Origin of the sequence: uncultured Campylobacter sp. (genome assembly GCF_938030685.1) — a bacterium.
Classification (GTDB): Bacteria; Campylobacterota; Campylobacteria; order Campylobacterales; family Campylobacteraceae; genus Campylobacter_B.
Genome location: NZ_CALHHX010000205.1, coordinates 1 through 12365 on the forward strand (window position 1 = coordinate 1; position 12365 = coordinate 12365).

At 49.0% G+C, this 12365-nt stretch carries 11 protein-coding genes; 9 read left to right on the top strand and 2 right to left on the bottom strand.

Annotation, left to right across the window (positions count from 1 at the left end):
• Window positions 1-264: 264 nt before the first annotated feature.
• Together Q0369_RS09825 and uvrA are read right to left on the bottom strand one after the other, a co-directional pair.
• Entirely contained in the window at window positions 265-1335 is a 1071-nt protein-coding gene (locus Q0369_RS09825; protein WP_298099262.1) for a hypothetical protein, read from the bottom strand.
• 21 nt (window positions 1336-1356) lie between these two features.
• Window positions 1357-4203: an excinuclease ABC subunit UvrA gene (gene uvrA / locus Q0369_RS09830; RefSeq protein WP_298099266.1), complete on the bottom strand. Its 2847-nt coding sequence runs from the start codon at window positions 4201-4203 to the stop codon at window positions 1357-1359.
• Window positions 4204-4278: 75 nt separating this feature from the next.
• On the opposite strand from uvrA, the gene Q0369_RS09835 reads away from it, so the two are divergent.
• The 9 genes from Q0369_RS09835 to Q0369_RS09875 all read left to right on the top strand — a co-directional run.
• The gene (locus tag Q0369_RS09835) at window positions 4279-5439 is read left to right on the top strand and encodes a hypothetical protein (RefSeq protein WP_298099269.1); all 1161 of its coding nucleotides are present in this window, start codon (window positions 4279-4281) and stop codon (window positions 5437-5439) included.
• Window positions 5440-5542: 103 nt separating this feature from the next.
• Entirely contained in the window at window positions 5543-6022 is a 480-nt protein-coding gene (locus Q0369_RS09840; RefSeq protein WP_298099272.1) for a hypothetical protein, read from the top strand.
• Between the two features lie 73 nt (window positions 6023-6095).
• Window positions 6096-7370, top strand: a complete 1275-nt coding sequence (locus Q0369_RS09845; RefSeq protein WP_298099275.1) for a spore photoproduct lyase family protein — start codon at window positions 6096-6098, stop codon at window positions 7368-7370.
• Between the two features lie 362 nt (window positions 7371-7732).
• A complete protein-coding gene (locus Q0369_RS09850) occupies window positions 7733-8401 on the top strand; it encodes an SDR family oxidoreductase (RefSeq protein ID WP_298099279.1) in 669 nt (222 codons plus the stop codon).
• Window positions 8388-8873 carry a hypothetical protein gene (locus tag Q0369_RS09855; RefSeq protein WP_298099284.1) on the top strand — a complete coding sequence of 162 codons (486 nt, stop codon included), beginning with the start codon at window positions 8388-8390 and terminating at the stop codon, window positions 8871-8873. Before Q0369_RS09850 ends, Q0369_RS09855 begins: the two co-directional genes overlap by 14 nt.
• Window positions 8874-8880: 7 nt before the next feature.
• Complete coding sequence (locus Q0369_RS09860) at window positions 8881-9360, top strand: hypothetical protein (RefSeq protein ID WP_298099287.1); 480 nt, start codon at window positions 8881-8883, stop codon at window positions 9358-9360.
• On the top strand, window positions 9347-10360 hold the full coding sequence (locus tag Q0369_RS09865) for a hypothetical protein (RefSeq protein ID WP_298099291.1): 1014 nt from the start codon (window positions 9347-9349) through the stop codon (window positions 10358-10360). The genes Q0369_RS09860 and Q0369_RS09865 overlap by 14 nt, the downstream gene beginning before the upstream one ends.
• A gap of 98 nt (window positions 10361-10458) precedes the next feature.
• On the top strand, window positions 10459-11565 hold the full coding sequence (locus tag Q0369_RS09870; protein ID WP_298099296.1) for a hypothetical protein: 1107 nt from the start codon (window positions 10459-10461) through the stop codon (window positions 11563-11565).
• A 157-nt stretch (window positions 11566-11722) separates the two neighbouring features.
• Window positions 11723-12365 (top strand): TonB-dependent receptor plug domain-containing protein (locus Q0369_RS09875; protein WP_298099300.1); only part of this gene is annotated, 643 nt, incomplete at its 3' end.

Below are 12365 nucleotides of genomic sequence, written 5' to 3' on the forward strand. Positions count from 1 at the left end.
CAGCGATGTTTGAAAAAGGCGAGGGCGTAGAGCAGAATAAATTTAACGCCATCGATCTATACCGCATCTCGTGCTATTACGGCTACAAGGATGCGTGCGCAAATATGCGCCGCTTAGGTTACAACGGCTAAGGTTTTCAAATTTAAATTTTAAAATTCCATTCCGCCGTATCACGGGATGGGATTTTATGCGCGAAAATTCTACTATCTAGCCGCGATGGCTAAAATTTCCTTGCCTTCTCAATTTGTTCCATAACATACTCCTTTAAAATTTAAATTTCCTAAATTCTATCTTTTCATTAAAAATCGACATCGTGCGTTGCAGGTTGCTTATATCTTTTTGCATCGTCTGCATAAAATAATCACGCAGCTGCAGATACTCATCCTCAGTCGCCATCAGAATATTTAGTATCTCGACCTCGGCGTTTTCTTTATAAAGCACGAGCTGATCGTGAAGACCGAAAAAGCCGAGACTACCGTTAAGTAGATGCATATAAGCTTTGGTAGTTAAAATGGAAAAGCAAAAAGTAAAAATTATCGCCACGCCGTTGATCGGCTCTCCCGTCGCAAGCCAACCGAGCAAAAACCAAATAACAAGAAAGATTTTTATAAAAATTGGGATTTTTTGCTTCCAGCTCCATCTCCAGTCAAAGCTCAAAACCATAGCGCCAATCTTATTTAACTCGAACGTTTTACGAATCTTGTTTTTATTGTAATATAAAATTTTATCGTTATAAAACACGAAGTATGCGCCGTCTCTATTCATAAAATTTGTTACGAATATTACCAAGACCAAAGGAAGGAGGCGAAACATTTCAATGTTTATGGGATTTACGATAGTCGCAAATGCAAGCGCTATTAACAAGCCTACCATAGTAGGAACTATAGAGTATTTCATATAGTCATAATAAGTATGGTCTTTGATGATTAGCGGATCTTTGTCGTAGTCTCTGGCTTTTGAATTCTGCCGCAAAGAGCCACCGTCATTTGAGATAAAATTTTGTGGCTCTGCGTTATTTTCATAGGTAAAATTCCGATCCGCTTCGGCTTCTAAATTTAAAGCGTCAGGATCGGAATTTAGGATTTCAGAATTTGAAGATTTATAATTCAAGAATTTAGAATTTGAAACTTCAGAATCCTGGGATTCAAAATTTGAAACTTCGAAATTCTGGATTTCAAAATTCAGGGCTTTAGAATTCGAAACTTCGGAATTTTCAGTTTCGGAATTCTCAGTTTTAGAATTTTTGACATTAAGCTCCTCGCTGCGGTTTTGCTTTGCATCGCCGCGCCGCTCATCTAGTAACCTTTTTAATTCCTCAAGCCTATTTTGATCCATTCTTGCCCCCGATAAGGCGCTTTAACCTCGCTTATTTTTGCTTGTACTTTTCATCGCCGCTAGCTCCTGTGCCAAAAATTCTCCCGTGTAGCTACCCGTCTTTTTAAAATCCTTCGCTAGCTTTTCGGGGGTGCCGCAAGCGACGATCTGTCCGCCGCCCTCGCCGCCTTCGGGCCCCATGTCGATGATGTAATCGCAGTTTTTGATGACGTCCAGATTGTGCTCGATCACAAAGACGGAATTTCCCAGATCGACCAGATGGTGCAGCACCGCTACCAAGCGATCTACGTCTGCAAAATGTAGCCCCGTCGTGGGCTCGTCCAGGATATAGAGCGTATTGCCCGTATCGGTGCGGCTTAGCTCCTTGGCGAGCTTGACGCGCTGTGCCTCGCCGCCGCTAAGCGTCGTGGCGGGCTGGCCTAGCGAAACGTAGCCGAGCCCGACGTCCGCGAGCGTCTTTAGCTTTTGATAAATTTTAGGCACGGCTTTGAAAAACTCGAGCGCCTCGTCGATACTCATCGCCAAAACGTCGGCTATGCTTTTGTTTTTGTATAAAATTTCAAGCGTCTGCGCATTGTATCTCGTGCCGTGGCAGACGTCGCAAACGACGCTGATATCGGGCAGGAAGTGCATCTCGATCGTGATCTCGCCCTCGCCCGCGCATTTTTCGCAGCGCCCGCCCTTGACATTGAAGCTGAAGCGGCCGATCTTATATCCGCGCAGCTGCGCTTCTTTCGTCGCGGCGAAAAGCGCGCGGATCTCGTCCATCACCCCCGTGTAGGTCGCGGGATTGCTGCGCGGAGTGCGTCCGATCGGGGTTTGATCCAGATAGATCACTTTATCTAGGCTCTCAAGCCCGGAAATTTTAGCGCCCTTTACCGCGTGCACTTTCCTAGCGCGATTTAGCTCCTCAAGCGCGGTAGGCAGTATGGTTTGCAGCACCAGCGAGCTCTTGCCGCTGCCGCTAACGCCCGTGATGCCGACTAAATTTCGCAGCGGAAATTTCGCGCAAAGGCCGTGGATGTTATTGATATTTACGTTTTTGATACTTAGCCAAAGCTCCTGCTTGCGGTGCTTTTGGTAGTTTATCTCCTTTTGGTTATTCAGATACAGCGCGGTTTGCGTATTGCTTTTAAGCAGATGCGCGACGTCCCCTGCGAATACGACCTCGCCGCCTAGATTGCCCGCTCCGGGGCCGATATCTACGACGAAGTCCGCCGCCTCGATCGTCTTTTTATCGTGCTCGACGACGATTACGGAATTTCCCTTTTCCTGCAAGCTTCGCAGCGTCTTGATGAGCTTTTGCGTATCGCGCTCGTGAAGCCCGATGCTAGGCTCATCAAGCACATACATCACGCCGCTAAGACCTGAACCGATCTGGCTTGCGATACGGATGCGCTGCGCTTCGCCGCCGCTGATGGTGCGCGCATCGCGTCCAAGCGTGAGGTATCCAAGCCCTACGTCTTTTAAGAAAAACAGCCTCTCGTTGATCTCTTTTAGGACCGGCGCCGCGATCTGCGCGTCCTTTTCGCTTAAATTTGAAAACCGCTTCTCGTCGCTGAAAAATTCCACGCAGTCTGCAATACTCATATTTATCACGTCGCCGATGCCTTTCCCCGCGACCTTTACGGCGAGGCTTTCGGGGCGCAGGCGCAGTCCGCCGCAGTCTGGGCAAATTTTTTCGCTCATATAATCGTCCAGATCGCTTTCGTTTTTGAGCAGATCGTAGGCATATTTGATCGCGCCCTCAAATTTACGCACGAGCTTATGTTTTTTCCAGTAAAAATCGATCTCTTTGACGCTGCCGTAGAGGATCAGCTTTTTTTGCTCCTCGCTTAAGCTTGCATACGGGATTTTAACGTTTATGCCGTTTGCCTCGCAAAATCCGAGCAGAAATTTATAGTAATAGCTCTTGTTAAAGCCCGACATCACCTTGATCGCGCCGCCCTCGATCGAGGCGTTTTCGTTGATGATCTTGCCCAGATCGAGGCTAAATTTTATCCCCAGCCCGTCGCAGCTCTCGCACGCGCCCTTTGGAGAGTTGAAGCTAAACGCGAGCGGCTCGAGCGGCTTGAATGAAATTTTACAATCAAAGCACGCCATATGCTCGCTGTAGTGGATCAGGCTCTGCGCGAGCCCCAGCTCGGCGGCGTTTGCGATCTCCACCTCAAGCTCGCCGAAGCTGAGCTTGAGCGCCTTTTCGACGTCGCTTGCGATACGGATGGAATTTTCCTCGTCGATGGTCGTGCGATCGATGATGACCTTGATCGAGTGCTTTTTCGTCTTGCTTAGCTCGATCTCCTCGTCCAGCCGCACCAGTACGCCGTCGATCTGAGCGCGTACGTAGCCCTGCTCGCGCAAGCTTTGCAACATATCGGCGAAGCTACCCTTTTTCTCGCGCACCAAAGGCGCGCCTAAGATCACTTTAGCGCCACGCGGCAGTTTCATAATCTCGGCGATGATGTCGCTGGAGCTCATCTTTGAGATCGGCTTGCCGCATTTGTGGCAGTGCTGTACACCTACGCGCGCATAAAGCAGCCTCAGATAGTCGTAAATTTCGGTAATCGTGCCCACCGTCGAGCGCGGGTTTTTCGACGTCGTTTTTTGATCGATCGCGATCGCAGGCGTCAGACCGTCGATCTTATCGACGTCGGGCTTGCCTACGCGGTCTAAAAACTGCCTCGCGTAGCTGCTTAGGCTCTCGACGTATCTGCGCTGCCCCTCGGCATATAGCGTATCAAACGCCAGCGTACTCTTGCCGCTGCCGCTGAGACCTGTAAAAACGACGAGTTTGTCCTTTGGAATTTGTAAATTTATATTTTTCAGATTGTGCTCGCGTGCGCCCGTGATGGTGATAAGATCATTCATTTTCGCCCTTTTGTGCCAAATTAATCTTATATTATAGCTCAAATTGTTAAAATTGCGCTTTTGGAAGGGGCGGCGATGATACTAATCTGCACGGCTTTGCGCTGCGAAGCCCAAGCGATAATCGAGAGTTTTAAACTTACGCGCAATGGCGATCTGTTCGCAGGCGAGCAGATGCTTCTATACATCTGCGGCGTGAGGTTTGGGGCTAAATTTAAAGTGGGTGCTGCAGGCGGCATAGAAATAGGATTTAAGAGCGAACCCGGCGCGGAATTTATTTGCCGTGCCGATACAGACGCAGAATTCGGGCGCGAGCTTCGCAGGGATCGGCGCGGCGCGGACGCAAAATTTGAGCACCGTTCGGACGCGGGCGCACTCTGCGGCGGCGATGTAGAAACTGGCTTCGCGCGAAATGCGGCTGAAAATTTTGAAATTTTAAATTTTAACTCCGCGCAGAATTCAGAGCGCTTTGGTGAAATTTTACTTTCGCGGCGCGTGGACTTTGCGCTAAACATAGGCGTCTGCGGCTGTGCAAATAAAGGTGTGCAAATCGGCGAGGCGTTTTACTTTGACGGCACGGCAGCGCGGGAATTTTGCGGCGAGGACGGATCGGAGCTTTGCAGCTCGCAGGTTGGGGAATACAGCGCGCAGACTCCGAAATTTCAAAACGTTTGCGAGCGGAAATTTTGCGGCGCGAGTTTGGACGGCAAGCTGCAGGCAAATTTAATCTGCGTGAGCGAGCCTAAAATTTTAAACGCGGCGGAGCAGACCTGCGGGGCAAATGTCGCAGCGATCGAGGCGTGCGGCGAGATAAACGCACAAGCCCTAACGCAAGGGGCGAACAGCGCAGCAGATACAAAAAATTTCACGCACGACGCGGTGCGGGCCGCAGCGCAAAGCTTAACGCAGGCTGCGGCGCAAAATTTAACGAGCGTAAAACCCTCACAAATCGCGGTAGGTAGGCACAGCGTCGCGACGAATATCGCAGCACGAGCAACACAAAATACGCCGTGCACGGCAAAAGACGCTACCCGCGGGTGCGCAAATCGCAGCGTTACGCTTTACGATATGGAGAGCGTGTTTTTTGTGAACGCTTGCGAGCGCGCGGGTGTGCTGTGGGCGATGATGAAGATCGTAAGCGATCATTTGGACGGCGAGCGGCTTTGCAAAAGCTTCGTCTATGAGCTAGTAAAGGCGCGCCTGCCGCAAATCCGCGCCGCGATAAAGGACAAAATTTAACTATGGATGCGTGCGCAAAAAACCGAGCCGAGAGATAAATTTCGGCTTCATATGCCGAATATGTCGCGGAATTCAAAGGTATTGCGGAGGCGCAGGAGAAACGATGAAAATAAAAGGCTCTTATCTGTATTTTGCCCTCTTGGCGTGCGCATGCATCGCGGTTTGCGCGTATGCCGTGGCGGATATGTTCGCGGATCCACCCTTGTTGGTCTGTTTAGCTCTTTTGCTAGTATTTTTCTGTATCGGGCTATGGCTAAAAGACGCTCTAATAGGCGTGTGCTACCTATTTTACTGCATCTGCGTGCAGCTACTCTTTGCAGCGGCTATATTCGCCGTTCATAAATTCCCCGCCATGGCGCAGTTTGTGCGCAGTGCGGAGATAGGCACCGGCGGCACCGGCATACCGCTGGGTATCGTTCTGCTCGTGCTGCCGGCGTTTTTCTGCGCCCTGCCGTATTACTACCGAACGGGCGTCAAAAAAATCCCGCAAAAGCTCATACTCGGCGGAATTTTGATCCTAAACGTCGCTATTACGCTAGCTTACGCCTTTTATTTCGAGCGACTATTCTGCGGCGCGATCTGAAATTTCAACGATTTTCAGTGACGGCGCGCGAAATTTAAGTATAATTTGCAAAATTTTAACGAAGCGGAGCAAGATGACGGAGGCAAAAAAGGAGCTAGGAGCGCAGTTTGGCGTGAATCTGAGCGAGCGATCAAGCGCGTTTTTGGGCGCGCTATTTGAGAAATTTCACTTTTCATTTCAGCAACGAAAGCAGCTAGCGGAGTTTGCGAGCGATTTTGAGGCGTGGGACGAGGCGCCAATTTATGAGCTGCTTGCGAGCGAGCGGTGCGGGCTAAATTTTAATAAAGCTAAATTTAATAAAGCAGGGAAAGTCCCAAGCGGCGAGCAAATTTTTAATTTCGTGCGTGAGGCTTGGCTAGAGCTTAAGTCGCGCCCGCACTCGTACGCGGGCTTCACAAGCGATTACGCGCCGAAAAAATTTGAAATTTCCTCCTTTCGCGCAGACCGTATCGCTTTGGGCCGCTGTCCGGTGGCGAGCGAAAACACGCGCTGCTGCAATCTGCTGACGCTCGATGCAGTCAATTCGTGCGGCTTTGACTGCTCCTATTGCGCGATCGGCTCCTTTTACAAGCACGGAAAAATCGGCTTTGACGAAAATTTCGCGGCGAATTTAGCGCGACTGCGGCTTGATCCCGCGCGCAGCTACCACATCGGCACGGGTCAGAGCTCCGACTCGCTTATGTGGGGCGATCGCTTCGGCATTTTAAGCGCGCTATGTGACTTCGCGGCGCGGCATCAAAACGTGATTTTGGAGCTTAAAAGCAAGTCGAACAATATCCGGTTTTTCCTGCAGCGCGAGATCCCGCGCAACCTCATCGTCACTTTTTCGCTAAATACGCCCGCGATCATAGCGAACGAGGAGCATCTAAGCGCGAGCCTGGGTGCGCGGCTGGCGGCAGCCGAAGCGCTCGCGGCGCGCGGCATTTTGGTGGGCTTTCACCTCCACCCGATGGTTTGGTACGAGGGATGGCAAAGCGATTACGGTGCGCTTTTTGAGCGGCTGCTACGCAGCTTCGATCCAAGCGGCGTCGCGATGGTCTCGCTCGGCACGCTTACCTTCATCAAGCCCGTCGTAAAAAAGCTGCGCTCTCGCGGGCTGCGGAGCAAAATTCTGCAGATGCCCCTTGCGGACGCGAACGGCAAGCTGTCCTATCCGCTGCAGATCAAACGCGAGCTTTTTAAATTTGCCGCAGACGCGCTTTTGCCGTGGCGCGAGCGGGTGTTTTTCTACCTCTGCATGGAGGATGCGAGCCTGTGGCGCGAGGTTTTGGGACACGAGTACGAAAGCAACGACGCATTTGAGGAGGCGATGAAAGCGGCGTATTTTGCAAAGATACGGCGGCGCTAGACGCGCTGTTTGTCGCGGACCGACCGCAGCTCGCTCATGTGTGACGCCGAGGATACGGCGCGAAATTTGCGGCGAGCGAGCGGTTAAAATTTAGCGCCACACCCGGCTTTATAAAATTAAATTTTATAAATCGTGCGGGGCGGGTACAGCGAGCGGCGATAAAATTTTACAAAACGCTCGCACAGCAAGAAGTCTGCGGGCTAAATTTAAAATTTTACCCAGCGCAGGTCGGCGGCGCGGATTGTTTAGGCCGCGCAAATTTGGCGTCGGACACAATGAGCGGAGAAATTTAGCGTAGGGGCATTTACTCGGCGCGCGAAATTTAACGCGCCGAAGCGGCATTAAAATTTAAAGGAGAAAAGATGAAAGCATTGATCACGGGCGCAAGCGGCGGTATCGGCAGCGCGGTTGCGGAGCTTCTGCGACAAAACGGCTATAAAATTTTAACGCTAGCCTCGCGCTTTGAGGATACGGACTCGCTAGCGAAGGAGTGCCGCGCGCTGGCTGCGGCGTGTGAGATTGACGCGCTGATTTTATGCGCGGGTACGGCGAAATTTGCGCCGCTTGAAGCGATGAGCGAGAGTGAAATTTTAAAAATTTTAAACGTAAATCTTACCGCAAACATCATCATCGCGCGCGCGCTTTTGCCGAATTTAAAGCACAACCGCGCCCATATCATCGGCATTAGCTCGATCGAGGCGCTGCGAGCGAGCCGCTTTAGCGCGGTTTATAGCGCGAGTAAGGCGGGGCTGCGGGCGTTTCTGCTCTGCCTTTTTGAGGAGGCGCGCAAGCAGATCAGAGTAAGCTGCATCAACCCCGACATCACCAAAACGCCCTTTTACGAGGATTTGAGCTTCGAGCCCGCGGATGATGAGGCAAGCTTCGTGGATGCGGGGGAGATCGCAAATTTTACGCTGCAAATTCTGCGCACAAAGTCCAACGTGAGCGAGTTTACGATCCGCCCGCAAATCGTAAATCTGCGGAAAAAATCAACATTTAATCGCGAAGGGGGCGAACTTGAAAATCGGTAAAAGTCATGTTTTTGTGCTAATTTTGGCGCTTATTATTATTTATGCCGCGTTTGTAAGCGGTAGCGGCGGGTATTGTAGCGCGAGAGAATTTTTTTCAGGCAGGCACGACGAAGAGGATGACGCTTGCATCGCTAAGCTGATAAAGCGAGCGGACGCGGGTAATATATATGCGGCAAATCGGCTAAGATATCCGCAAGAGGCGTATATCAAGCGCACATGCAAAAAGGAAGTGGAGAGCTTGGGTGAGCGCGAAAGATATTATTTTGAGCTCTACATCCAAAATCGCTGCGAAGCTTGGGGCTTTGAAACGCCCAAATCAAAGGGCGGCGAAGCAAATACGACGAGCAGCGATACGAACGCAACGGACAGCGAGGGAAATTTAACGCGCAAAGGTACGAATACGATCCGCAATGAAGCAGGCGCGATCAAACGCGATGTAAATTCTACGGGAGGATTAAATGCTGGGCAATAAAGCGAAATTGAAAACTAGTAAAAGTAAAATTTTTATTATGCTAATTGCGGGGGTTTTTATTATTTATGGAGTTATAAGCAGCGGCGGTATGTATTGTAATATGGAGGAATTCTTTTCTGATAAACAGGGCGAAGAGGATGACGCTTGCATCGCCAAGCTGATAAAGCGCGCAGACGACGGAAATAGTTTTGCAGAAAGTAGGCTTAGATACCCAACTATGGAATATATCAAGCGCGTATGCGAAAAGGGAGTGGAAAGCTTGAGTGAGCGAGAAAGATTTTATTTCGAGCGTTATAGTAAAGATCGTTGTAGCGCTTGGAGCTTTAAAATGCCCAAATCAAAGGGCGGCGAAGCAAATACGACGAGCGGCGGCGGTAATTTAACGCGCGCCGAGGCAAACAACGGCAAATCTGACACTGTGGGCAGCAAGGCGGACATGACGAAGCGCGAAGGAAATTCTACGGAAGAGCAAAATGCTGGGCGATGAAAATTTAGAAAAATTTTTTTCAAAAATCGACGCGGCGGAGTTTGGAATTTCAGCGGGCTCAAAGCTCGCTTCAAAAAATCATAAACTTGCAGGAAGCGCGAGAGACGGGAGCGACAGCGAGCTTTTAAAATCAAAAAATGGCGCGGAATTTTGCGGCAAACAGGCATATTCTAGCGGCGCGCAGCAAGCTGAAATTTTAAAATTTAATGCCGAGCCGCTGTTTAATGCCGAGCAAGCACACTTAAAATTTAACGTCCGCCCATCACAAGCAGGGCTAGGTGCCCATCCGCCGCGGGCGCAGTTTGACGCCGAGCGAGCGCAGACGAAGATCGAAAATTTCATGCGCGATCTGCTACAAAACTATGTGCTTTGCGTAAGCGGGGCGGAATTCGCCTTCGCGGAGATCGAGGCGTATTTCACGGGCGCGGATCGCAACACCTACAAGCGCATATCGCGGGCGGGCGAGATATTTTTTCACAATTTCGGCTTTGACATTTCGTTTCGCAGCGTCCCGCAAAGCGGCGGCGGGATTTTGGTACGAAGCCTACGCATCCTAAGCGGCGCAGAGCTTTTGGCGGGCGGCTTACCTGGTTTCGCAGGCCGCCTATCTGGCTCGGAGGGCGACTTGAGCGGCTCCGCGGGCAGCGGTCCGCTCGGCTCTGCCGTCGCCACGCTTGTAAAAAATGGCGATTTTATCACGGGTCCGCGCAAATGCATGGGTAAAATTTTAAATCTACAAACGCGAAATTTAAGCTTTTCGCTACGGCGTGCGCCGCAAATAGCGCATGCAGCGGGCTTTAGCAACCGAATCCGACGAGGCGAGATCGTAAATGAAGCGAATTTCGGTACAAGCGCTAGCTGTGCGACGGGTACAGCGGCTGCGGCAAGGCTTGCGAATGAGCCGCGCAGGCTTACCAGCGAGGAGTTTGAAGCATATCTGAGCACGGGCTGCGCTACGGCGAAAACATATAAAAAATCGCTGCAAAGATATGAAGGCTAAATTTTGATCAAACGGCGCACAGCGGGTGAGCGGTAATTTAATGAGCTTTAAGTGGCGGCGCTATAAAATGGTGCGTCCATCAAATTTAAAGGCGGCAAATGGATCAAAGTAGGCTTGAGAAATTAAGAAAGCTTTTGAATGAGCGGCGCGGTAATGCAAAGCGAAGCTGTGACAAGGAGCTTGACGGAGAAAATTTTAACGCTCAAAATTTCGAAGCCGAAAATTCTGATAATTCAAAATCCGATAGATTAAATTTAAATGCTTTGAATTTTCACGCCTCAGATTTAAACGATACAAATTCTAAATCTTTAAATTCCGATGCTTCAAATTTAGACGACGTAAACTCCAAAGTTTCAAATTCTAAGTCCCTAAATTCCGCTACTGACGCTTTAAATTTAGAAGCCGAAGCGGATCAGAATTCTGCCTTTGAGAACAACGCAGAGTCACAAAATTTTATCTCAAATGACGGCGGCGCCTTGCGGGAAAATTACAAAACTAGAGATTACGACAAAGAAGCGATAATCATCAAAGACCATACATATTATGAATTTATGATTTATCAATTTCCGGCGCTACTGATAGGTTTTATTATATTTTTGACTTTTGCTACCATAGTAAATCCAGTTAGTCTTAAGACTTTTCGAATGCTTCCGTCTATATTGGTTTCATTGTTGACCGTAATTAGGGACAAAGACGGCATGTATTTTGAATTTAAAAGTGATAAAATTCTGTATTATTACAAAAACAAAATCCGTAAAATTTTCGAATTAAATAGTATAGGTGCGATGATAATTAGCTTTGATTGCAGACACAGTATGCGACAAAGGGTAAATTGGTTTATAAAAATAGCGCTGCTTCTTTGGCTTTTATTAGCTTTTGTCGCCGACTCATACGATGAAACAATTGGTCAATATATAACTAATGTATTGTGTCTTTTTGTTTTAGCCGCGTCGGGGATTTTCGGAGCAAAGGCTATTATGCACCTACGCAACGGCAGCCTCAGTTTTTTCGGTCTTCACGATCAGCTTGTGCTTTATAAAGAAAACGCCGAGGTTGAGATACTAAATATTTTGATGGCAGATAAAGAGGAGTATGTGCAGCTGCGTGATTATTTTATGCAAACGATACAAAAAGATATAAGTAATCTTCAACGCACGATGTCGATTTTTAACGAAAAGATAGAATTTAGGAAATTTAAATTCTAGCGATTAAAGGATCGCTATATATTTTTCCGAAGCGCCCTTCGGCTTGGGATCTACGGCGTAAAATTTTAACTTTTTAAAATATTAAATTTAATATAAATTTAATATTTTTTGTGATTAAATTTCGCAATCGTTTATCATAATATCCAAAGGATCAAAAATGAAGTTATCTTACGTTGTGGCGGGGGTTTTGCTATGCGGCGCCTTGAGCGCAGACGATGCTGCGAGCAAGGACGTAAATTTAGGCACGATAATCGTATCGTCGAATTTTAAAAAATCTATCTTGCAAGAGCCCACGAAGGTGGAGATCGCGGGTAAAGACACTATTTTAGAAAACGGCGACATCGCAAAATCGCTTTTGAACTTAAGCGGCTTTTCGATGGAGCGCAAGGGCGGAGGCGGCAGCGAGGTTTATTACCGCTCGCAGACGGCGTCCAGACTGCCCGTGCTCATCGACGGCAGCACGCTAAACGGCGGCTGCGGCATGCGTATGGATACGCCCATCACCTACATCTCGGCGCAAAACTACAACTCCGTGCGCATCGTCAAAGGTCCGCAGGACGTCAGATATGGAGCGCTCATCAGCGGCGGTATTTTCTTCGATCGAGATATTTTAAGACTAGATAAAACGCAATTCGGCGGGAATTTTAGCGTGCTAGGCGGAAGCTTTAGACGCTTCGAAACCGTAGCCGACGCTGTCGTGGGCAATGAATGGGGCAGCTTGCAGATCTCGGGCGGGCATTATGAAAGCGGCGACTATAAAAGCGGCGGCGGACAGAAAATGCATACACACTATAAACGTA